This is a genomic window from Rossellomorea sp. y25 (genome assembly GCF_038049935.1).
GTDB lineage: Bacteria > Bacillota > Bacilli > Bacillales > Bacillaceae_B > Rossellomorea.
Genome location: NZ_CP145886.1, coordinates 4,603,428 through 4,625,572, shown reverse-complemented (window position 1 = coordinate 4,625,572; position 22,145 = coordinate 4,603,428). Strand labels below are relative to the sequence as shown.

Sequence of the window (22,145 nt, the reverse complement as noted above, 5' to 3'; positions counted from 1 at the left end):
TTCTTAAAGGTGGTGTAGGAAGATGAAGCATCCTTTCTCTCGTTTTTTTGGCCTAGGTGAAAAGGAGCAAGATGTTGAATCTGAAGAATCAAATGTAGTGGAAGAAGATCGAGATGAAGTGAAAAAGATACCCGTCTCACAAATCATCCCTAATCGCTTTCAACCACGAACTGTGTTTAATGATGAAAAGATAGAAGAGTTATCCAGAACGATTCACACTCATGGTATTATCCAGCCGATTGTGGTTAGACAATACGATGATGAACAGTTTGAAATCATTGCAGGTGAACGTCGATATAGAGCCGTTCAAAAGCTTGGCTGGGAAACAGTACCGGCAATTGTAAAGAATCTTAATGATACAGAAACAGCATCTGTTGCATTAATTGAAAATTTACAAAGAGAAGAGCTCTCTCCTATAGAAGAAGCAATCGCTTATGGAAAACTGTTGGAGTTACATGATCTGACTCAAGAAGCCCTTGCTCAACGTTTAGGAAAAGGACAATCGACTGTGGCGAACAAGCTTCGTCTCCTAAAGCTTCCAGAAGAAATTCAATCAGCCTTATTAGATAAAAAGATTACAGAACGTCATGCCAGGGCTTTAATCCCATTGAAGAATTATGAAAAGCAGATCCAGCTTCTTCAAGAAATCATTGAAAAAAGCTTAAATGTCAAACAAACCGAAGACCGGGTTGTGAAAATGCAAGAAGGAACGACTCAAAAGCCAAAACCTAAACGTAAAGCTTTCAGTAAGGACATGAGAATTGCTGTGAATACGATTCGTCAATCTCTTTCCATGGTATCAGACAGCGGAATCAATCTGGACTCTGAAGAAGAAGAACATGAGGAATTCTATCAGTTCACCATTCGTATTCCTAAAAAAAAATAGATTCGTAGTCTAAAAGTGAGAAACATATCGGATTGGTTTCTCACTTTTTTGTTTGGTTCTTTTTGCAAAGTGTTCATAAATATGTAATCTTCCAGAGTCTAGTTCTGTCGATTCAGAGCAAATACTGTCGTTTCGTGAACTATGGACTATTCACGTTTTCCTATTTTTAGAAACACTGTACTTTTTGAAAAATTGACAGACAATTAACGAGGAATTTTGATAGAATAGAAGAATACTGTGAAAAAATTTAGTCAATCTTAGGAAGTCAAAAGGTAGGTGACAACCTTGGGCAGAATAGTAGCCGTTACAAACCAAAAAGGTGGAGTGGGAAAGACCACAACATCCGTCAATTTGGGGGCTTGTTTAGCTTATATAGGGAAAAAGGTTTTACTGGTGGATATAGATCCTCAAGGAAACGGCACTAGTGGTGTCGGTGTTGAAAAAGGGGATGTCCAGCAATGTATATACGATGTGCTGGTGGATGATGTAGATGTCAGAGAAACCATTAAACAATCAAAAGTAGAGAATCTATCCATTGTACCTGCAACCATTTCATTGGCTGGAGCAGAAATTGAACTTGTTCCAACCATCTCCCGTGAAGTGCGTTTAAAGAAAGCGTTAGAGAAAGTGAAAGACGAATTTGATTATATTATCATTGATTGTCCTCCTTCATTAGGACTATTAACAATCAATGCTTTAACAGCCTCTGATGCCGTCATTATCCCGGTACAGTGCGAGTATTACGCTCTGGAAGGATTAAGTCAGCTATTAAGTACAGTTCGTTTAGTGCAGAAGCACCTGAATCATGATCTCATGATTGATGGTGTGTTGTTAACGATGCTGGATGCAAGAACCAATCTGGGGATCCAGGTGATTGAAGAAGTGAAAAAATATTTTCAAGATAAAGTGTATCGCACAATTATTCCACGTAACGTTCGTTTAAGTGAAGCGCCCAGTCATGGTGAACCGATTATCATCTATGATGCTAAATCCAGGGGAGCAGAAGTTTATTTAGAACTAGCAAAGGAAGTGGTGGCGAATGGCTAAAGGTTTAGGAAAGGGCATCAATGCTCTCTTTACCAATATCCAAACAACTCAAAATGAAGAGTCCGTACAAGAAGTGAGTCTGAAAGAAATTCGGCCGAATCCATATCAGCCACGAAAAATCTTTGAGCCACAAGCAATAGAAGAATTAAAAGATTCGATCTTAGAACACGGTATCCTCCAACCGATCATTGTGCGTAAAACAATCAAAGGGTATGAAATTGTCGTAGGGGAACGTCGTTATCGTGCAGCAAAAGCGGCTAAATTAGAATCGGTTCCTGTCGTGGTCCGGGAATTGAATGATCAACAAATGATGGAGCTGGCCGTTTTAGAAAACCTTCAACGGGAAGATCTGACACCGATCGAAGAAGGTGCAGCTTATCAAATGCTCATGGATAAGTTAAAACTTACTCAAGAGGAATTAGCTAAGAGATTGGGAAAGAGCAGACCTCATATTGCCAATCATATTCGCTTGCTGTCCCTCCCTGCCCCTATCCAAGAACTAATTTCAGAAGGTAAGTTAACGATGGGCCACGGTCGTGCACTCCTTGGGTTGAAAAATAAGAAGAATCTATCAACGGTTGTGAATCGTATCCTTAAAGAATCATTAAACGTTCGCCAATTAGAAAAAATCATTCAAGAGCTGAATGAGAATGTTCCACGTGAAACAAAAAAGACAGAACGTAAAGATGTCTTTATTCAGGAGCAGGAATCCCTTCTACGCGAACGCTTCGGTACAACGGTCACAATTAAACAATCAAAGAAAAAAGGGAAAATCGAATTGGAATTTTTCTCGAAAGAAGATCTGGATCGTATCTTAGAGTTATTGCAGTAAAATGAATGTGAAAGGGACTGACTTAAATGGTGTTTCACGTACCATTTAAGCCAGTCCTCTTCCATATGGTACATAGAAAATACTATTCTTCGGGAAATAATCATAAGGGGAAACGTCATGGTACTTTTAGGAACGTTAGTAAATGGAATATGTATTATCATCGGTACTCTCCTTGGTAAAGTCCTTCACCGCATACCAGAAGATATGAAGGGAACCGTCATGAAGGCGATTGGTTTAGCCGTAATCGTCCTGGGATTACAGATGGGGTTGAAAAGTGAAAACTTCCTCATTGTCATCATCAGCTTGGCTCTCGGTGCTGCCTGGGGAGAATGGATGAATCTGGAGGACAAGCTTAACTCATTGGGAAACTGGTTGGAAAAGAAGCTTGGCAGTAATAAAGAAACATCCATATCTCAAGGGTTTGTTACAGCTACCCTGATTTTTGTCATTGGTGCAATGGCCGTCATTGGTGCATTGGATAGCGGTATCAGGGGAGATCATGACGTGCTTTTGACGAAGTCGATCATTGATGGTTTTACGTCTCTGATCCTCACGACGACATTAGGGATCGGTGTGATGTTTTCTGCAATTCCAGTCGTCCTTTATCAAGGATTCATTGCTTTGTTTGCGACTCAGATTCATCAGTGGGTACCTCAGGAACTGATGGACGCCTATATTGTTGAAATGACATCGGCAGGCGGCATTATGATCTTCGCTATTGGATTGAATCTTATTGGAGTCACGAAAATCAGAGTCGCGAATTTACTTCCCGGCATCATTGTGGTGGGGATGGTCGTTGGGATCATACATGCTTACCAGCTTTATATGTAAAGGGCGAAAATAAAGAAGGGAGATGACTCAGAACGTGTCTGTATCATCTCCCTTCTTTATTGCTGCAATTCTTCCCGCCATTTTTCAATACTGACGGCATTTCTGCGTTCCACGGAATGACCTGCTAACACAATGGCTTCAGCAATGGTCTTAGCCATTTTCATAACAAGGTTTAAACGTGTATTTTGTAAAACGAAAAACTCCATGAATCCACTGACATTTACGATTCCTGTCAGGTGAATTTCACCTACTTCAGGCAGCTCTTTATTAACACCCGCTCCAGGCTTTAAAGGTCCTTCGCTTAATTGGATGGCCCCTACGCTTTTTAACCGTCCAAGGCACGCATCCACACCGATGATAAATGGATTTATATGCTCAGAGGCTATTTGACTCAGTTTCTCTTCCAGGTTCACAGCATGAATCGGATCATCCAACGTACCATAAACATGGAAAGGCTTAACGTTTTGTTCTTCTATTAATGACCCAACTAAAGGACCTAACGAGTCCCCCGTTGAACGATCAGTGCCGATACATACAAAAACAATGGGTCTTGTACGATAGTAAGTGGGAAGCAACGACGACAATTGAACGGAAAGATCCTGTGCCGCACGTTCTTCCTGATGAAGGACTCTAAAGGGTTCAGGTTTTCGTTCAAATAGTCCTTTTTTTAGATTCATCGCTTCCACTCCTTTTGGTATGTGTAAGAGGTATATTTTCCGGGGTTCAACTTTATCGGGCCTAACCACCAGAATCATAATTTCTAAGTATTATCAGTATACGGACGATTTCTTTTTTTCATACATAAGATGGATGGTTTTTTCATAAAATAAAAATTTTCTAGAAACTATTTTAATATGAGGTTATATCTACACAAGGAGAGGGAAACTTGATAAAATAAGGAATACTTCTTATTGAATGATAAGTGGAGGTTCGATATATGTCTGGAACTAAAACAGAAGTCGAAGAAACAGTCGATAAAATTAAAGAAAATGAAGCTGTAAATAAACTCATAGATAATGAGTTATGGATTTCTCTCGGTTCTGGTGCAATAAAGATTGCAGCCATTATGGTAATTACCTATATTGCTTTAAGGTTGGGAAGGTCAGCGATTCGAAACGTATTTAAGGTTCGGTCACGCTCACCACTTAAATTCACCGAACGCCGTGAAGCCACTCTATTAAAGCTACTGGAGAATGTATTGACCTATGTGATTTATTTCATCAGTCTGATGACGATCTTGTCGACTCTTGAAATCGATGTGAAAGGACTCATCGCTGGTGCAGGAATCGTCGGTCTGGCCGTCGGTTTCGGTGCACAAAATCTGGTTCGTGATATCATCACCGGTTTCTTTATTATCTTTGAAGATCAATTTTCAGTTGGTGACTATGTCCGTATTGGTTCTGCAGAAGGAACTGTTGAAGAAATCGGCCTTCGTACGACAAAAATCAAAAGCTGGACCGGGGAATTGCACATCTTCCCCAATGGTAATATAACGGAAGTAACGAACTTCTCCATTCACAACAGCATTGCTGTTGTGGATGTCAGTATTGCGTATGAAGAAAACATAGAAGAAGCGGAGAAAGTGATGCAGGAACTACTCCTGACTCTACCTCAAAAATACGAAGATCTTGTTAATCCACCGGAGTTGTTAGGTGTTCAAACTCTTGGAGCTTCAGATGTTGTCGTGCGAATCGTTGCTGAAACGGTTCCAATGAGACATTGGTATATGGCGAGAATGATTCGTAAAGAGGTCAAATTATGCCTGGATGAGCATGGTATTGAAATTCCATTCCCTCGCATGGTGATGTATTCACGTCACGATCAGGATGACATCCAACCTCGTGAAGAAAAACAAAGAAAACTTGAAAGCGAATGAGGAGGAAAAGCCAGTGGAGCCAAAAACATTCACTCTAAATGACATTGTAGAAATGAAAAAACCTCATCCTTGTGGTACAAATCGCTGGAAAGTGATCCGGATGGGAATGGATATCCGCATAAAATGTGTAGGATGCGGTCACAGTGTCATGATCCCCAGAAAAGATTTTGCGAAAAAAATGAAAAAAGTCATCAGTAGCGGCACAGAAGAATAAGTATTCTTTTTTTACCCATAATCCTTTTGACCTAATCCAGCCTATATTCAAATTAGCCGGCTCAAGAGCATTCCATCGTTTTTTTACGATGGAATGCTCTTTTTATATCGCTCTTTTCGCAAAAATTGTTTACTTTTTAACATAAGTTCTGCCACGAACGGGGTCTCGGCACGTCCGTACTTCCACAAGAGTCTACGCAGTTCCCCTCACCATCTTCACGAGAGTTTTCGTGACAGAGCTACAAGGTGTCCCAAAACAAACTAACTAGAAAAAAGAATTCTTTTATCAAATGGAAAGAGGTTGTTGGCTTTTATTGATTTCTATTAAGGATACATGCTTAGAAAGTTGATTCTCGCTGCAGGATGCTCCACTCCTGCGGGAATAGCTGGACAGTCCGAAATGCGGAGGCGGCTTGCTCAGCCCCGACAAGCATAAGATGAATGGGCCGGGAAGGCGTTCTTTGCCTTCTTGGACCATTTAGCTTATGACCTCGAGGGGCTAGCCGCTGGAGCTGGACCGGTGAGACCCCGGAGGCTCACCGCGAGCCCCGCGGAAAGCGAGCATCCTGGAGCGGAAATCAACTATTACTTTCTTCTCTACAATAGCAACAAACTTCATGAAAAGAGTCTTTTATATATTCAGATTGTGAGTATATATACAGCCCTTTAACTAAAAGAACACCAGAAGCTTCACTTGTCTTTTCCCTCTATTATCTCTATAATTGTGAAAGGTTCGACCGTTTACTTGTTTTTCGATCTTACAGGATATTTTAAATAGATAAGAATATAATGAGGAGTGACAAAGATGGCTTTAACAGCTGGTATTGTTGGATTACCAAACGTAGGTAAGTCAACTCTTTTTAACGCAATTACAAAAGCAGGTGCAGAATCTGCCAACTATCCTTTCTGTACAATTGATCCTAACGTGGGAATCGTAGAGGTTCCCGATCACCGTTTAGATAAATTAACAGAGCTTGTAGAACCGAAGAAGACAGTTCCTACTGCCTTTGAATTCACGGATATTGCCGGGATTGTAAAAGGAGCGAGTAAAGGAGAAGGGTTAGGAAATAAATTCTTATCTCACATTCGCCAAGTAGATGCGATTTGTCAGGTTGTACGTTGTTTTGCGGATGATAATATTACCCACGTTTCCGGGAAAGTCGATCCGATTGCCGATATTGAAGTCATCAACCTGGAGTTAATCTTAGCTGACCTTGAAACGGTAGATAAGCGTCTTGCAAGAGTTCAGAAAATGGCGAAGCAAAAAGACAAAGAAGCAGTATTTGAGCATGACATCCTTGTAAAAATCAAAGATGCCCTCGAAGCTGAGCAACCGGCTCGTACAGTTGAGTTCTCAGATGAGCAAATGAAGCTTGTAAAACAGCTTCACCTTCTGACTTCAAAGCCTGTTCTTTATGTAGCAAACGTAAGTGAAGATGAAATTGCCGATCCTTCTGACAACGAATATGTTCAGAAAGTACGTGAATTTGCGAAAGAAGATAACGCAGAAGTGATCGTGGTTTGTGCAAAGATCGAATCTGAAATCGCCGAGCTTGATGATGAAGAAAAGGCGATGTTCCTACAAGAATTAGGAATTGAAGAGTCTGGTTTAGATCAGCTTATCCGTGCAACTTATTCTCTATTGGGACTGGCTACTTACTTCACAGCCGGCGTTCAAGAGGTTCGTGCCTGGACTTTCCGTGAAGGAATGAAAGCTCCTCAATGTGCCGGTGTCATCCACACCGACTTCGAAAGAGGATTCATCCGCGCTGAAACGGTATCTTATGATGATTTAGTTGCTGCCGGAACAATGGGTGCTGCCCGTGAAGCAGGAAAAGTCCGCCTCGAAGGTAAAGAATACCTCGTAAAAGACGGAGATATTATTCACTTCCGTTTTAATGTGTAAGTTTATCTGAAAATTTCTTTTGTAATGTCACTATTGTAGCCAAAATAGTGTTGACAGTTGATTGGAGTCGAGTGCCTGGAGCGGAAATCAACCAGCACTCACTATTCTATTAGCAATAAAATTTACTCGAAAAAAGACTAGAATCCAAATTCTAGTCTTTTTTTTACGTCTTATTGCAATAATAGAAGTCTTATGCTATAATTTTATTTCGTGAGTAATGAACGCATTGCTCCTTGTTCTTTCATAAAGAAAGGACCGCATAGACCACGAGGAGGTGACATTCAGATGAGAAAGTACGAAGTTATGTACATTGTCCGCCCAAACATTGACGACGAGTCAAAGAAAGCAGTAGTTGAGCGTTTCGATAACGTTTTAACAACTAACGGCGCGGAAATCATCGAGTCAAAAGATTGGGGTAAACGTCGTTTAGCGTATGAAATCAACGATTTTCGTGATGGTTTCTATCAACTAGTTAAGATGAGCGCTACTTCTGATGCAGTTAACGAATTCGATCGTTTAGCTAAAATCAGCGATGATATTATCCGTCATATCGTTGTTAAAGAAGAAGAATAATCCGTACGTTTTTTAAGATATACACTTCTATCATCTGTTTCACGTGAAACAGTAAACTAGAAGGAAGGGGTTGATTCTGATGATGAACCGAGTTGTATTAGTAGGGCGTTTAACCAAAGACCCTGAATTAAAATATACTCCAAGTGGAGTGGCTGTAGCTTCGTTTACACTGGCTGTCAATCGTAGTTTTACGAATCAATCAGGAGAACGGGAAGCAGATTTTATTAACTGTGTTGTATGGCGTCGCCCTGCAGAGAATGTAGCAAACTTTCTTAAAAAAGGCAGCTTAGCTGGCGTTGACGGTCGTATTCAAACACGTAATTTCGAAGGACAGGATGGACGTCGTGTGTTTATGACGGAAGTTGTAGCAGAAAGCGTTCAGTTCTTAGAACCGCGTAGTGCGAATCAAGGCGATCGTGGAGGAAGTCCGGGCTATTCGGGTGGAGGTCAACGTGACCAAGGAAATCCGTATAGTCAGAATCAGAATCAACAACGCAACAACAATAATAACAACAACTATACACGTGTAGATGAGGATCCATTTGCAAATGACGGTCAGCCGATCGACATTTCCGATGATGATCTGCCATTCTAAACGAACGATAATAAATCCAAACAAGATAGGAGGCGAAACAAATGGCAGGAGGACGTAGAGGTGGACGTAGACGTCGTAAGGTGTGCTACTTCACAGCAAACGGAATTACACATATCGATTTCAAAGATGTAGATCTTCTTAAGAAATTCGTATCTGAACGTGGAAAGATTCTTCCACGTCGTGTAACTGGAACGAACGCTAAGTACCAACGTAAGTTGACTCGTGCGATCAAACGCGCTCGTACAATGGCATTACTTCCATACGTTACTGGTGAATAATATCATCGGCTAAAGCAGCAGAGACTTGTCTCTGCTGCTTTTTTATTTGTTTTTGAATAAAGCCCTATATAAAGGAACGATAACACTCCCTCTTCTTTCTAGTATCCACCACTACTAAACACCCTCTTTTTGTTTCCCTTAATTCCCCTATCACTATAAAGAAATGGTGAAAAATGTCGATGAATAAGAGTATGTATAGATAGTTTTTTGGTAGTAAGAGGGGGAATTCATGTGAAAAAGAAAAAGACAAAGAAAAAAGTAGAGCATAAGAAGAATTTTCTTCTATCCTCTATTCGAATGAAGCTTATCGTGATCATATCCATTTTATTTATGGTTTCGTTAGCCGTTATCATTGCAATCACAAGCTTGCAGACAAGGGTGAAAACAGAGGAAGAGGTCATTCGTCAGACTCAAGGGATTGTAGGGGAACTAAATAATTCAGTTCAACTCTTCCTTGGACAATACGAAAAGAGCATTGATCAATATTCTATCTCGAATTCATTAAAAGATTATGCCAAAGTACAATTGCAAACAGAAACTGAAGTAGATAATACAGAGCTATATGCGAATATCCAATCTGATTTTGATAATTATTTAAGTTTATATGATGAAGCAACTTCCATCTACTTTGCATCGCCCAATAAGAAACTGAAAATCGTCCCATCTGTATCCTTACCGAGCGACTTTGATCCGACGAGCAGGGAATGGTATAAAGATGCTGAAGAAGCAAGGGCTGGCGTCGTTTGGAGCGAACCATATATAGACACGGCAACGGAAGAATACATCATAACGGCCTCAAGGGCGATCATATCCGAAAATAAAGTGGTCGGTGTAATGGGTGTCGATATTAAGCTGTCGAAACTTACCGAACGGGTCTCCAAAATGGATATCGGTTATAATGGCTATCCATTTTTAATCGGTCTTGATGGAACAGCCATCGTCCACCCAACAAAGCGCGGCGAGGATCTGTCCACATTACCTTTCATCAGCAAAATGTTAAAATCAGAAAAAGAATCGGACACCCTCCGTTATGACCTGGAAGGCGATAAAAAAGTATTAGTGTACAGTACGGTACCGAAGACGAGTTGGAAAGTGGGATCCGCTTATAGTATGGAGGATCTCATTCAATCATCGAAAGACATTGAACGCTTACTTCTGATTACGGCTCTTATTACACTGGTCATCATGCTGGTGTTGGTTGTCATCGTAGCCAATATGATGACGAAACCGATTAAAGAGTTGCAAAAAACGGTAACCAACGTTTCGTCCGGTGATTTATCGCTTCAATCAACGATTAACAGCAAAGATGAAACAGGATTACTGGCATCAGATTTAAATAGGATGATCGTGAATATGAAAGACACAATAAAAGTCGTTCAGGAATCGATTTATAATGTACGGGAATCTGCGGAAGGGTTAAGTGCAGTTTCTGAGGAAACAAATGCCTCAAGTGAAGAAATGGCAAGGGCCGTAACTGAAATCGCCAGCGGAGCTTCCCAGTCAGCAGCTGACTCTGATCGTGCGCATCTTCAAACAGAGCAGTTAGGGACAAGGATTGATGATGTTTATGAAAAATCAAAAGCCATGTCTGTACTTGCAGGTAAAGCAGATGTCATGAACCAGTCTGGGCTGAATCAGGTAAAAGAATTAGAAAATGCCTACCACTCTTCCAGTGAATACATCACTTCAATGGAAAAAGTCATCCTTAGCCTTGAAGCGAAAGTGAAGACGATTGAATCCGTTATGGGAACAATCACGGAAATATCTTCCCAAACGAACCTGCTTGCACTCAACGCAAGCATCGAAGCGGCTAGAGCCGGAGAGCACGGCAAAGGATTCGCAGTAGTAGCCGAAGAGGTACGCAAGCTTGCAGACCAATCCGTAAAAGCAACGGAAGAGGTTAAACGCACGATCGTTGAAATTCAACAAGGATCTCATCAAGCAGTGGACGAAATGGTGAAAACGAAAGAAACATTCGAGGTGCAAAAAGAAGTGATTCAAAAAACGAATCATGTATTCAACGAAACCTCACAATTAATGAAATCCATGCAGCTAGAGATTGAGAATATGTATAAGGAAGTGGGTCAAATCAATCTTGAAAAGGATGAAGTGGTCAACGTGATCCAAATGATGGCCGCAACAGCCGAAGAAACAGCCGCTTCCTGCGAGGAAATGAGTGCTTCGACAGAGGAGCAGGTAAGGGCTGTCCAATCCGTTACAGAAGCTGCTGAACGCTTAACAGACTTAAGCCAACAGCTTCAGTCTTCGATCGAACGGTTTAAAATTTCATAATATTCATTAGAGGGTGGTCCGGATACATTGCCATTCTTTATCTACTGCGTATACTCCTTTTTAAAGTGAGTGCATACTAGAGTAGATGAAGAAGAGAAGCATGTTGAAGGGCTCCCTCTTTTTTATGAAAATGAAGTAACTCTAACAGTAATAGTTATTGATATTCACAATTTGGCACAAGTTTTGGTGAAAGTGGCACAAGTTTAGTGGGAAGTGGCACAATAAACTCAAAAAATGGCACAAGTTTGGTTAAAAGTGGCACAACAATGTTAAATGGTGGACGTTAAAGTATGCTTGTCGCCTCTTCCCAAGCCGCCTCCGCTTTAGGTGTCATCCAGCTACGGCGGCTAGCCCCTCGAGGTCATAAGCCAGTCTTGCCCAAAAGGCAAAAAGAGCCTTTAGTGCAAGCTCGTCTTATGCTTGTCGGGGCTTCCCAAGCCGCCTCCGCTTTTGTTGTGAGTCATTAAGATGAAATCTATCTTCAAAATTGATATGATAGTGCTATTGCATGTTTTTGAATTTATCGTAAGGAGCGTTTTAATTGAAAAATCCCCGCGTTTTAACGGAAGGTGCGCTTATGCTCGCCATCTTTACTGTTTTACTGTTGTTGGCTTTATATGTTCCACTAATAGGAACGCTGGCCTTTTTCGTATTGCCACTCCCTCTTATTCTGTTTAGTTCTAAGTATTCGTTACTGAATTCTTTTTACGTATTGATCGTGTCGTTAGGATTATCCTTCTTGTTTGGAGGACTCATTGCGCTGCCTGTTGCCTTTATGGTAGCGACGACAGGGGTCGTGATTGGCTGGTGTGTTAAAGCAAAAGTAGATAAAATGAGGCTATTTATGGCATCGAGTCTCACACTTGTCATCAATATTGTGATTGGTTTTGTTTTTTCAATCCTATTCTTCGATGTTAATATTATAGAAGATAGCTTAGTGGAATCTAAGGCTGCCTATTATCAATTATTTGAGCAGCTTGGTCAGGAACCGGATAAGAAGCTGATAGAAAGTCTGGAAAGCTCGATTGACCTAATACAGACGCTGATGCCTACCTTGTTCTTGGGGATTGCCGTCGTATTGGCACTGTTGTTTATGCTGATCAATTTCCCCATCATGAAGCGCTTAGGGAGAGATGTGCCGGTATTCAAACCATTTAGAGAATGGAAGCTTCCTAAGAGTATTCTTTGGTATTATTTAATTACCCTGGTGCTTTCCATGATTCTGCAGCCGGAGAAAGGAACCTATGCCTATACGGCCCTTCTTAATGTTCTGTACGTATTGCAAACATTGATGGCGGTTCAAGGCCTGTCATTCCTCTATTTCTTCGCTCATTTAAAAGGATGGTCAAAAGGTATTTTGGTATTAATTACAATCATTTCACTTCCACTTCTTTATCTCGTGCGAATTTTAGGTATAATTGACTTAGGATTTGATCTAAGACAACGCCTACAACGTAAGTCATAGAAATTTAAGGTCCAGGAGCTGAAATCATGCCATCTTATTTTAATAAGCGAATGATCCGCTACCCATTGTACGGTCTTGCTATATTAACAGCTCTATTGTTAGTATCGGTTTCCTTTTACCAATGGATCATTTCGTTAATAGGGTTGATTGTCTTTGGAATTGTGTATTTTCTCGCATTCTATTTTGAGAGAAGATCGCACGAAGAAACAGAGGAGTATATCTCCACTCTATCCTATCGTGTAAAGCGTGTAGGAGAAGAGGCGTTAATGGAGATGCCCATTGGGATCATGCTGATCAATGATGAATATTACATAGAATGGACAAATCCTTTTCTAGCCTCATGTTTCAATGAAGACTCAGTCGTTGGAAGATCCTTATACGATGTGGCAGAGTCCCTTGTCCCATTAATCAAACAAGAAGTAGATTCAGAAATTGTAACGATTAATGAGAGAAAGTATCATGTCGTATTGAAGCTAAAAGAAAAACTACTTTATTTCTTTGATGTCACGGAACAAAAAGAAATAGAAAAACAATATCATGATGAACGTACGAATATCGGAATCATCTTTTTAGATAACTATGATGAATTAACGCAAGGGATGGACGACCAAACGAGAAGCAGCTTAAATAGTTTAGTGACGTCCATTCTGAATAAGTGGGCAAAGGAATATGGCGTGTTCTTGAAGCGGGTTTCTTCTGAGAGGTTCATAGCCGTCATTAATGAGAAGATCCTTCAAGTATTGGAGAAGGAAAAGTTCGGGATATTGGATGATGTCCGTGATACCACGTCTAAGCAAAATGTCCCCCTGACTTTAAGCATTGGAGTGGGGACTGGGGTCTCTTCTCTGCCTGAACTGGGTACCCTGGCTCAATCAAGCCTGGATCTGGCGTTAGGTCGTGGTGGAGATCAGGTGGCCATCAAGCAAACAAATGGGAAGGTTAAATTTTATGGTGGAAAAACCAATCCAATGGAAAAACGTACGCGGGTACGTGCAAGAGTCATCTCCCACGCCCTTAAGGAAATTATGATCGAAAGCGATAAGGTCATCATTATGGGACATAAACATCCCGATATGGATGCCATCGGGGCGGCAATCGGGATCCGGAAAGTGGCTCAAATGAATCAACGTGAAGGATACGTAGTCTTAAACTTTAATGAAATCGATAATGGAGTGAAACGATTGATGAAGGAGATCAAAGCTAATTCCGATCTTCATTCCCGATTCATCACTCCAGAGGAAGCGCTTGAAATGGCTACTGAGGATACGTTGCTTGTGGTCGTCGATACACACAAACCTTCCCTGGTCATTGAAGAAAGACTTTTAAATAAAATGGATAAAGTCGTGGTCATCGATCATCATCGACGTGGCGAAGACTTTATAAAAAATCCATTACTTGTTTATATGGAACCATATGCTTCTTCTACAGCTGAGCTTGTAACGGAGCTATTGGAATATCAGCCTAAACATGAAAAAATTACGATGCTTGAAGCCACTTCCCTCTTGGCAGGAATTATTGTCGATACGAAGAGCTTCACGCTTCGAACGGGATCGAGAACATTTGATGCCGCTTCCTATTTAAGGGCACAAGGGGCTGACACCGTGTTAGTCCAAAAGTTCCTGAAAGAGGATGTCGAGACCTATATTAAACGTTCAAGGTTAATTGAATCGGTTAAATTTTTCCGTGAAGGCGTCGCGATTGCGAAAGCAGAGGATGATGTCATCTATGATCCCGTCCTGATTGCACAGGCAGCGGATACGTTATTGACCATGGATGAAGTGATTGCTTCCTTCGTCATCTCCAAGCGGGATCCGGAAACAATCGGGATCAGTGCCCGTTCATTAGGTGACGTGAACGTACAAATCATTATGGAAAACTTAAACGGTGGAGGTCATTTAACGAACGCCGCTACTCAAATAAAACAAGTATCTGTACTGGAAGCCGAGGAACAGCTGAAGGAAGCATTAAGTGATTATTTTGAAGGGAGAAAAGAGATATGAAAGTAATTTTCTTAAAAGACGTTAAAGGTAAAGGAAAAAAAGGAGAAGTGAAAAACGTAGCAGATGGCTATGCACATAACTTCTTATTAAAAAAAGGCTTGGCCGTTGAAGCGACAAATGCAAACATGGGTCAGCTTGAGGGTCAAAAGAAGAAAGAAAAGCAACTGGCTCAAGAAGAATTAGAAGAAGCCAAAAAATTAAAAGCGACGTTGGAAGAAATCACGGTTGAAATGAAAGCGAAATCCGGTGAAGGCGGTCGTTTATTCGGTTCCATCACGAGCAAGCAAATTGCCGATGCACTAAAAAAGTCACATGACATCAAAATCGATAAACGTAAAATTGAAATGAACGATGCCATCCGTTCCCTGGGCTATACGAATGTCCCTGTGAAGCTGCATACGGACGTTTCAGCAACCTTAAAGGTACACGTAACGGAAGAATAAGAATTTTTTCAAAGAAAATATACGAAATTTGGTAACTTCATTTTGAGAAAAACATGTTAAAATGAATATAGCTTGATAACAAATGTGATCTGGATACTATCCCGATCACATTTTTTCGGTAGGACTAAATTCTTATATTTTCATATATAGTAAGGTATTGACTTTGACGCAGGCAGCAGATGCCTATTGGCCTCTGTTGCCCCTTCGCAGTTGAATTGGAGGTTATGCATAGATGAATGAAGTGTTCCAGGATCGGGTTCCACCTCAGAACATTGAGGCTGAACAAGCAGTATTAGGTGCGATTTTCTTAGAGCCCAGCGCATTGACGACCACATCAGAAATATTGATTCCAGAAGATTTTTATCGTCATTCTCATCAAAAAATATACAATGTCATGCTGAATTTGGGAGACGGGGGAAAAGCCGTTGACTTAATTACGGTGACAGAAGAACTGGCAGCAGCGAAAGAGCTTGAAGATGTAGGCGGAGTCGCTTATTTAAGTGAGCTTGCAGCCTCTGTTCCCACGGCTGCCAATATCGAGTATTACGCAAAGATTGTGGAAGAAAAATCATTATTAAGAAGGTTGATCCGTACAGCGACGGATATCGCTTCTGACGGCTATGCCCGCGAGGATGAAGTCGACAGCCTCCTCAGTGAAGCGGAAAAAAACATCATGGAAGTAGCCCAGCGGAAGAACGCAGGTGCCTTTCATAATATTAAAGATGTACTTGTGCGGACTTATGACAATATCGAAACCTTAACGAATCGCAAGGGTGACGTAACAGGGATTTCCACGGGGTTTGCCGACCTAGACCATATGACGGCTGGTTTCCAGCGAAATGACTTGATCATTGTTGGAGCCAGACCTTCCATGGGTAAAACAGCCTTCGCCCTGAATATCGCTCAAAACGTGGCAGTAAAGGCGAAAGAAAACGTAGCCATATTCTCCCTGGAGATGGGAGCCGAGCAGCTCGTTATGCGTATGCTGTGTGCAGAAGGCAATATTAATGCCCAAAATCTCCGTACAGGTGATTTAACCGACGAAGACTGGAGAAAGCTTACGATGGCGATGGGAAGCCTCTCAAATGCCGGGATTTACATCGATGATACGCCTGGTATTAAAGTGGGGGAAATCCGTTCCAAATGCCGACGCCTCGCTCAGGAGCATGGTCTTGGAATGATCCTCATCGACTACTTGCAGCTCATTCAGGGTAGCGGCCGTTCAGGAGAAAACCGTCAGCAGGAGGTATCTGAAATCTCCCGTTCCCTAAAAGGACTGGCTCGTGAGCTTCAAGTACCGGTCATCGCTTTATCCCAGCTCTCCCGTGGTGTGGAGCAGCGTCAAGATAAGCGTCCGATGATGTCTGATATTCGTGAATCAGGAAGTATCGAGCAGGATGCGGATATCGTAGCCTTCTTATACCGTGAAGATTACTATGACAAAGAAGCGGAAAACAAAAACATCATCGAAATCATCATTGCCAAGCAACGTAACGGTCCGGTTGGAAACGTGTCCCTTGCGTTTGTGAAGGAATACAATAAATTCGTGAATCTGGAGCGGCGATTTGACGACGCCCCGGCTTAATAGAAAAAATCCAAGCCCTGCTGGTGCAGGTGCTTGGATTTTTTGTTGTTATAGGATCGTTGCATGCTGATGAGCATGAAGTCTTGTGAATATCCCGTCTTCCCTTGAAAGGAGCTCTTCATGAGTACCATCTTCAGCGATGCCGTTTTCGGTGACGACGAGAATGCGGTCCGCTTTACGGATTGTCGCCAAACGATGGGCAATGACAAGGGTGGTACGGTCTTTTGCCAGTTCATTTAAAGCCTCTTGGATGATCGCTTCTGTTTCAGTATCCAAGGCGGAAGTGGCTTCATCCAGAATTAAAATTCTAGGGTTTTTAAGGAACATGCGGGCGATGGACAAGCGCTGCTTTTGACCTCCGGATAGCTTCAGACCTCTTTCCCCGATTTGTGTATCAAATCCATCTGGGAGTGAGGCAATGAGATCCGTCAGATGAGCACGTCTCGTCGCTTCTTCTATTTCCTTCTGGGTGGCATCAAGCTTACCATAGGCGATGTTTTCCCGAAGAGTTCCCGTAAATAAGAATACATCCTGCTGAACGATTCCAATTTGAGCACGCAGGGATTCCTTCGTCATCTCCCTGATATCGATGCCATCAATGGTGACGGCTCCTTTTTCTATATCATAGAAACGTGGAATCAGTGAGCAAATTGTTGTTTTTCCGGCGCCTGAAGGACCGACAAAAGCCACGGTCTGCCCAGATTGAATGGTAAAGGATAAATCCCTTAGAATAGGGCGGTCCGGCTCATAACCAAAGGTCACCCCATCAAAAGCAATATCCCCCCGTAAAGCAGGCACTTCGATTGCATGTGGACGATTTTCAATATCCGGCTCCATATCCATGAGCTCAGTGAACCGCTTGAAACCGGCCATACCCTTCGGATACAGCTCAAGGAGTGCGGAAATTTTGTCGATTGGTTTAAAGAGGACATTGATATAAAGAATAAAGGCAACGAGTTCTCCATATGAAAGCACGCCGGAAAAACTTAACCAGGCTCCGTATACTAGAATGATCAAGGTCATCAAGCGAGTGGTAATGTAGATACCGGATAAATTCACGCTCATCACGTTATAGGCTTTCAGTTTGGACGTGCGGAAGAATTGATTATTTTCATTGAAACGTTCCATTTCATATGATTCGTTCGTAAAAGACTGAACCACTCTCGCCCCGGAAACACTGTCTTCAACGCGACTGTTTACATCGGCTATATTTCCGTACATTTTCGTCCAGGCTGCGTTCATTTTAATGTTCGAATACGAAATTAACCAAACAAGAAATGGAACAATAATAATAGCAACCAGGGCAAGCTCCATATTTATTGTGAGCATGATCCAAAACGCACCAATGAAAGTCATGACCGCGATGAACAGATCTTCAGGTCCGTGATGGGCAAGTTCCCCTATGTCCATCAGATCGTTTGTCACACGACTCATGATATGACCTGTTTTCGTATTATCAAAGAAGCGAAAGGATTGCCTTTGGACATGGTGAAACAATTCCCGTCTCATATCCGTTTCGATATTGATCCCAAGCTTATGTCCCCAATAGTTCACGACGAATTGCATACTCGAACTGAGTAGATACAGGACAAGCAGGCCGGCAGAAACGGCCAATATAGTACTCCAGTTTCCCTCAGGCAATAGGGAGTCAATAAACCACGATACAGCCATCGGAAATCCTAATTCTAAAAGTCCGACCAACACGGCACAGGCAAAATCAATGTAAAAAAGCCGCCGGTGAGGCCGGTAATAGCTAAAGAAACGTCTAATCATGAAATCGTCACCTCGGTATTCAATTGTATATAAAATTCAAAATGCTTATTTTAGATTAGCAAAAGTTTCTAATATGCGCTATCAAAACCTGATGATACTCCCTCAATTTTTTATTTATCTTAAGATTCTTAAAGTAGTGGATTATCCAAGCGTAAAGTATACATTTATACGAACATAAATATAATTACCTATATAAACGTTCGTGTTTTCATTGACTTTCTTTTTTAGTGTTGATAAAATGAGTTTGTTTGATAAAAGAGGGAATACTAATTCCCGTCGGAGGTGCTTAATATGTCTTCAGTAGTAGTAGTAGGTACGCAATGGGGAGACGAAGGAAAAGGAAAGATCACTGACTTCCTTTCTGAACATGCAGAAGTTATCGCGCGTTACCAAGGTGGGAACAACGCGGGTCATACGATTAAGTTTGACGGAGAAACATATAAATTACACTTAATTCCATCAGGTATTTTCTATAACGAAAAAACATCCGTAATCGGAAATGGGATGGTTGTCGATCCTAAAGCACTTGTGAAAGAGTTAAAATATCTTCACGATCGCGATGTGAAAACAGACAACCTGCGAATCAGCAACCGTGCACATGTGATTCTTCCATACCACTTAAAGCTTGATGAAATCGATGAAGAACGTAAAGGTGCCAATAAAATCGGTACAACGAAAAAAGGAATCGGACCTGCTTATATGGATAAAGCCGCACGTGTCGGTATCCGTATCGCAGATCTTCTGGATCGTCAATCTTTCGAAGAAAAGCTTGCTCGTAACCTGGAAGAGAAAAACCGCCTTTTTGAAAAATTTTATGAAACAGAAGGCTTCAACATTGAAGATATTCTGGACGAGTACTATGAGTACGGTCAACAAATTAAGCACTATGTTGTGGACACATCCGTTGTATTGAACGATGCCATCGATAACGGTCGCCGCGTATTATTTGAAGGAGCTCAAGGGGTTATGCTTGATATCGATCAAGGTACATATCCATTTGTTACTTCTTCTAACCCGGTAGCTGGTGGAGTAACAATCGGTTCTGGAGTAGGCCCGACAAAAATCAACCATGTAGTCGGGGTTTCAAAGGCATACACAACCCGTGTTGGGGACGGACCTTTCCCTACGGAACTTACGAACGAAATCGGAGATAAAATCCGTGAAGTAGGACGTGAGTACGGAACGACGACTGGCCGCCCTCGCCGTGTCGGCTGGTTCGACAGCGTTGTTGTACGTCATGCCCGTCGTGTTAGCGGGTTAACAGATCTTTCTCTAAATTCCATTGATGTATTAACTGGAATCGAGAAATTAAAAATCTGTGTAGCTTATAAATACAAAGGTGAAGTCATGGAAGAATTTCCTGCTAACCTGAACATTCTAGCTGAATGTGAACCAGTGTATGAAGAGCTTCCAGGATGGACAGAAGACATTACAGAATGTAAAACGTTAACAGATCTTCCAGAGAATGCCCGTCACTACTTAGAGCGCGTATCTCAATTAACGGGTATCCCTCTTTCCATCTTCTCAGTTGGACCGGATCGCTCTCAAACAAATGTAGTTCGCAGCGTGTGGAGCCCGAATTAATCAATAAAGAAAACTCTCAGCCATTTAGGGGCTGAGAGTTTTTTATTGATTTAATTGTTCGTACACTCTGTCATGGCATACGACATAAAGAACGTCATCAGCATGCAGCTCACGGTTCATGGCATCAGTGAAATCCATATTATCATTCACAGCGAGCAGGATAGCTCCCTTTTCAAGCAGCTCCTCAGAAGCCTCCTTGATGGTTTTCCAATTCTCTTTTACTCTAAACTCGTGAATATTATTACCGTATCGTTTACTTAGTAACTGCCTGAATAAATTGGTCGTTCCTGGATGAAGTGTTGCTTTTGCCATCAATAGGGAAACAGAATCATTGGATAAAATAAAATCCTCAACGGCAATATGCTGGAATTTAGGAATATGGCGATCTTCAGACACTTCCACAATTGTGTGGACTTCTTTCTGATGAGTCTTCGATAAACCTTCAACGGCAGACGCAATCAATAATGTTTTTCCATCGGTAAGCGAAGGGTCTTCAATCTTTGAATCCGAGAATATCGCCACACGTTTTGCCTCGAAGATATTGGCTTTCAGTAATACATTCTCATCGGAAGGATCACCTTGTATGAAATGTACCTGCTCATGCTCAATGGGTGTTACAGGAAGCATATCAATGAGAACAATCTCAGCATCTGGCACATGAGCAAGGATTTCCTCAATGGCTCTCTCCGTTTTCTTCGACCAATTGATGTAGATATAATGATCTTCATATGTATACACTAACTTTCCCTCCCTCTTGAATTTCTGAAATGTTGTAATGGAATCAACGGTTTTACTGATCAACACCCCAATAATCCCGATTCCAAAGATAAACAGGAAGATTCCCAATAAACGTCCTCCCACCGAAACGGGAAAATAATCTCCGTATCCGACAGTGGTCAAGGTCGTCATCGTCCACCAGAACCCATCAAAAAGCGATGGAAATGTTTTAGGCTCCAAAAAATGACTGCCAAAGGTTCCCAACAGGATAATAATCAGGGATAATAGAAGAATGAAACCGAAGTCCATCTTCGTAATCTGTTTCCAAAGCCTTTGAAATATAATCATACATACCCTCCTTACGAAAAAAATCATAGTTCAATAATACCAATGAATCCCTGGGAAATGAAACCTTTTCCTCAGTGGTTCGTATATTTATAGGAATCATATCCTTCCAATCAGGAGGCTGGTGTCGACAAATGAAACAACCTGTACTGGAATACCGTTTACGAAAAGGCAACGAAACGTATGAAGCGATCTATCATTACCCTGATATCGAATTAGAACAAATCCTGGCAAGAAGGGAATGCGAATTCTTTGTAAAAGAAGGTGTGACGTATCGTCAGCTTTCTTCAGCGATTGAAGGGAATCGATTTATACTATATGTAGAAATATATGAAGAAGAACCTGTTACGGATCCCCTGTTTCCACCTGAAGGATTAATACTGGAGATTCGCGAACTGAATCCACGAAGCAACCACCCTATTTTAAAAATTGAACACCATGATTATCATCTCGATATTCTAAGTGTGATCGGTTCTGTTTACTATTATATTGACGGGGCGGAATGGGAACGTGATTCTGCTGAAATCGATGAGGATCGCTATGTGTATATTTTATATGTAAAAGCAACGGGCTATAAGCTAGAGGAGGAAAGCCAATGAACAAAACGAAGAAAATGATGGCCGGGGTAGTCGCGTCCGTAATGGCGATATCAGCAACCGGCTGTGGAAATCAGGACCTTCCACCTGAACCGACGGATGTTGACTGTGACGACTGGGATTGGGATGACGAAAGCGGCACGTATTATTGCGATGATGACCGTTCCCCTCACTTTGGCTACTTTTGGTTTGCTGGCAGGATGTTCAAAAACAAATCCAGTCTAAAAAACTATTCAAGCTATAAATCGTACTCTAAGAGCTACAAATCAGGTATCGGAAGCGGTTCTAAAGGCGGATTCGGAGGATAA

The 22,145-nt window shown here is 41.6% G+C and carries 21 protein-coding genes; 18 read left to right on the top strand and 3 right to left on the bottom strand.

From position 1 onward, the window contains the following. Nucleotides 1-22 precede the first annotated feature (22 nt). From noc to AAEM60_RS23015, 4 genes are all read left to right on the top strand, one after another. A complete protein-coding gene (gene noc, locus AAEM60_RS23030) occupies nt 23-886 on the top strand; it encodes a nucleoid occlusion protein (protein ID WP_299745575.1) in 864 nt (287 codons plus the stop codon). Nucleotides 887-1,171: 285 nt separating this feature from the next. Further along, entirely contained in the window at nt 1,172-1,933 is a 762-nt protein-coding gene (locus AAEM60_RS23025; protein ID WP_044340270.1) for an AAA family ATPase, read from the top strand. Then, nucleotides 1,926-2,765: a ParB/RepB/Spo0J family partition protein gene (locus tag AAEM60_RS23020; RefSeq protein WP_299745571.1), complete on the top strand. Its 840-nt coding sequence runs from the start codon at nt 1,926-1,928 to the stop codon at nt 2,763-2,765. Before AAEM60_RS23025 ends, AAEM60_RS23020 begins: the two co-directional genes overlap by 8 nt. A gap of 117 nt (nt 2,766-2,882) precedes the next feature. Beyond that, nucleotides 2,883-3,596: a DUF554 domain-containing protein gene (locus AAEM60_RS23015; protein WP_299745568.1), complete on the top strand. Its 714-nt coding sequence runs from the start codon at nt 2,883-2,885 to the stop codon at nt 3,594-3,596. Nucleotides 3,597-3,652: 56 nt separating this feature from the next. On the opposite strand, the gene yyaC is transcribed toward AAEM60_RS23015, so the two are convergent. Further along, nucleotides 3,653-4,273 carry a spore protease YyaC gene (gene yyaC, locus AAEM60_RS23010; protein WP_299745565.1) on the bottom strand — a complete coding sequence of 207 codons (621 nt, stop codon included), beginning with the start codon at nt 4,271-4,273 and terminating at the stop codon, nt 3,653-3,655. Between the two features lie 260 nt (nt 4,274-4,533). Between yyaC and AAEM60_RS23005 the strand changes: the two genes are divergently transcribed. The 11 genes from AAEM60_RS23005 to dnaB all read left to right on the top strand — a co-directional run bounded on the left by AAEM60_RS23005 (nt 4,534) and on the right by dnaB (nt 16,822). Further along, complete coding sequence (locus AAEM60_RS23005; protein WP_299745562.1) at nt 4,534-5,472, top strand: mechanosensitive ion channel family protein; 939 nt, start codon at nt 4,534-4,536, stop codon at nt 5,470-5,472. A 13-nt stretch (nt 5,473-5,485) separates the two neighbouring features. Then, the gene (locus AAEM60_RS23000; protein ID WP_044340265.1) at nt 5,486-5,686 is read left to right on the top strand and encodes a DUF951 domain-containing protein; all 201 of its coding nucleotides are present in this window, start codon (nt 5,486-5,488) and stop codon (nt 5,684-5,686) included. Nucleotides 5,687-6,490: 804 nt separating this feature from the next. Next, nucleotides 6,491-7,591: a redox-regulated ATPase YchF gene (gene ychF / locus AAEM60_RS22995; RefSeq protein ID WP_299745556.1), complete on the top strand. Its 1,101-nt coding sequence runs from the start codon at nt 6,491-6,493 to the stop codon at nt 7,589-7,591. 285 nt (nt 7,592-7,876) lie between these two features. Continuing rightward, entirely contained in the window at nt 7,877-8,164 is a 288-nt protein-coding gene (gene rpsF / locus AAEM60_RS22990) for a 30S ribosomal protein S6 (protein WP_034764776.1), read from the top strand. Between the two features lie 79 nt (nt 8,165-8,243). Beyond that, nucleotides 8,244-8,759, top strand: a complete 516-nt coding sequence (ssb, locus tag AAEM60_RS22985) for a single-stranded DNA-binding protein (protein WP_034764778.1) — start codon at nt 8,244-8,246, stop codon at nt 8,757-8,759. A gap of 41 nt (nt 8,760-8,800) precedes the next feature. Further along, nucleotides 8,801-9,037, top strand: a complete 237-nt coding sequence (gene rpsR, locus AAEM60_RS22980) for a 30S ribosomal protein S18 (protein WP_034764780.1) — start codon at nt 8,801-8,803, stop codon at nt 9,035-9,037. Between the two features lie 231 nt (nt 9,038-9,268). Then, nucleotides 9,269-11,329 carry a methyl-accepting chemotaxis protein gene (locus AAEM60_RS22975; RefSeq protein ID WP_299745545.1) on the top strand — a complete coding sequence of 687 codons (2,061 nt, stop codon included), beginning with the start codon at nt 9,269-9,271 and terminating at the stop codon, nt 11,327-11,329. A gap of 541 nt (nt 11,330-11,870) precedes the next feature. Continuing rightward, complete coding sequence (locus AAEM60_RS22970; protein ID WP_299745543.1) at nt 11,871-12,794, top strand: YybS family protein; 924 nt, start codon at nt 11,871-11,873, stop codon at nt 12,792-12,794. Between the two features lie 26 nt (nt 12,795-12,820). Continuing rightward, on the top strand, nt 12,821-14,794 hold the full coding sequence (locus AAEM60_RS22965; RefSeq protein WP_299745540.1) for a DHH family phosphoesterase: 1,974 nt from the start codon (nt 12,821-12,823) through the stop codon (nt 14,792-14,794). Beyond that, nucleotides 14,791-15,237 (top strand): 50S ribosomal protein L9, encoded by a 447-nt coding sequence (gene rplI / locus AAEM60_RS22960; protein WP_299745537.1) that lies wholly within the window; start codon nt 14,791-14,793, stop codon nt 15,235-15,237. Before AAEM60_RS22965 ends, rplI begins: the two co-directional genes overlap by 4 nt. A 232-nt stretch (nt 15,238-15,469) precedes the next feature. Next, nucleotides 15,470-16,822: a replicative DNA helicase gene (gene dnaB / locus AAEM60_RS22955; protein WP_044340260.1), complete on the top strand. Its 1,353-nt coding sequence runs from the start codon at nt 15,470-15,472 to the stop codon at nt 16,820-16,822. A gap of 48 nt (nt 16,823-16,870) precedes the next feature. On the opposite strand, the gene AAEM60_RS22950 is transcribed toward dnaB, so the two are convergent. Next, the gene (locus AAEM60_RS22950) at nt 16,871-18,595 is read right to left on the bottom strand and encodes an ABC transporter ATP-binding protein (RefSeq protein WP_299745524.1); all 1,725 of its coding nucleotides are present in this window, start codon (nt 18,593-18,595) and stop codon (nt 16,871-16,873) included. A 291-nt stretch (nt 18,596-18,886) separates the two neighbouring features. Here AAEM60_RS22950 and AAEM60_RS22945 point away from each other — a divergent pair, with 291 nt between their 5' ends. Beyond that, on the top strand, nt 18,887-20,179 hold the full coding sequence (locus AAEM60_RS22945) for an adenylosuccinate synthase (protein ID WP_299745520.1): 1,293 nt from the start codon (nt 18,887-18,889) through the stop codon (nt 20,177-20,179). A gap of 42 nt (nt 20,180-20,221) precedes the next feature. Here AAEM60_RS22945 and AAEM60_RS22940 read toward each other — a convergent pair whose 3' ends face one another. After that, nucleotides 20,222-21,244: a potassium channel protein gene (locus tag AAEM60_RS22940; protein ID WP_299745517.1), complete on the bottom strand. Its 1,023-nt coding sequence runs from the start codon at nt 21,242-21,244 to the stop codon at nt 20,222-20,224. 131 nt (nt 21,245-21,375) lie between these two features. Between AAEM60_RS22940 and AAEM60_RS22935 the strand changes: the two genes are divergently transcribed. Together AAEM60_RS22935 and AAEM60_RS22930 are read left to right on the top strand one after the other, a co-directional pair. Beyond that, nucleotides 21,376-21,840, top strand: a complete 465-nt coding sequence (locus AAEM60_RS22935) for a hypothetical protein (protein WP_299745514.1) — start codon at nt 21,376-21,378, stop codon at nt 21,838-21,840. Further along, entirely contained in the window at nt 21,837-22,145 is a 309-nt protein-coding gene (locus tag AAEM60_RS22930; RefSeq protein ID WP_299745511.1) for a hypothetical protein, read from the top strand. The genes AAEM60_RS22935 and AAEM60_RS22930 overlap by 4 nt, the downstream gene beginning before the upstream one ends.

Excerpts from the sequence above, each read along its gene's own strand:
- noc (WP_299745575.1), top strand. The coding sequence starts at position 23 with ATGAAGCATCCTTTCTCTCGTTTTTTTGGCCTAGGTGAAAAGGAGCAA.
- AAEM60_RS23020 (WP_299745571.1), top strand. The coding sequence starts at position 1,926 with ATGGCTAAAGGTTTAGGAAAGGGCATCAATGCTCTCTTTACCAATATC.
- AAEM60_RS23015 (WP_299745568.1), top strand. The coding sequence starts at position 2,883 with ATGGTACTTTTAGGAACGTTAGTAAATGGAATATGTATTATCATCGGT.
- yyaC (WP_299745565.1), bottom strand. The coding sequence starts at position 4,273 with ATGAATCTAAAAAAAGGACTATTTGAACGAAAACCTGAACCCTTTAGA.
- AAEM60_RS23005 (WP_299745562.1), top strand. The coding sequence starts at position 4,534 with ATGTCTGGAACTAAAACAGAAGTCGAAGAAACAGTCGATAAAATTAAA.
- ychF (WP_299745556.1), top strand. The coding sequence starts at position 6,491 with ATGGCTTTAACAGCTGGTATTGTTGGATTACCAAACGTAGGTAAGTCA.
- rpsF (WP_034764776.1), top strand. The coding sequence starts at position 7,877 with ATGAGAAAGTACGAAGTTATGTACATTGTCCGCCCAAACATTGACGAC.
- ssb (WP_034764778.1), top strand. The coding sequence starts at position 8,244 with ATGATGAACCGAGTTGTATTAGTAGGGCGTTTAACCAAAGACCCTGAA.
- rpsR (WP_034764780.1), top strand. The coding sequence starts at position 8,801 with ATGGCAGGAGGACGTAGAGGTGGACGTAGACGTCGTAAGGTGTGCTAC.
- AAEM60_RS22965 (WP_299745540.1), top strand. The coding sequence starts at position 12,821 with ATGCCATCTTATTTTAATAAGCGAATGATCCGCTACCCATTGTACGGT.
- rplI (WP_299745537.1), top strand. The coding sequence starts at position 14,791 with ATGAAAGTAATTTTCTTAAAAGACGTTAAAGGTAAAGGAAAAAAAGGA.
- dnaB (WP_044340260.1), top strand. The coding sequence starts at position 15,470 with ATGAATGAAGTGTTCCAGGATCGGGTTCCACCTCAGAACATTGAGGCT.
- AAEM60_RS22950 (WP_299745524.1), bottom strand. The coding sequence starts at position 18,595 with ATGATTAGACGTTTCTTTAGCTATTACCGGCCTCACCGGCGGCTTTTT.
- AAEM60_RS22945 (WP_299745520.1), top strand. The coding sequence starts at position 18,887 with ATGTCTTCAGTAGTAGTAGTAGGTACGCAATGGGGAGACGAAGGAAAA.
- AAEM60_RS22940 (WP_299745517.1), bottom strand. The coding sequence starts at position 21,244 with ATGATTATATTTCAAAGGCTTTGGAAACAGATTACGAAGATGGACTTC.
- AAEM60_RS22935 (WP_299745514.1), top strand. The coding sequence starts at position 21,376 with ATGAAACAACCTGTACTGGAATACCGTTTACGAAAAGGCAACGAAACG.
- AAEM60_RS22930 (WP_299745511.1), top strand. The coding sequence starts at position 21,837 with ATGAACAAAACGAAGAAAATGATGGCCGGGGTAGTCGCGTCCGTAATG.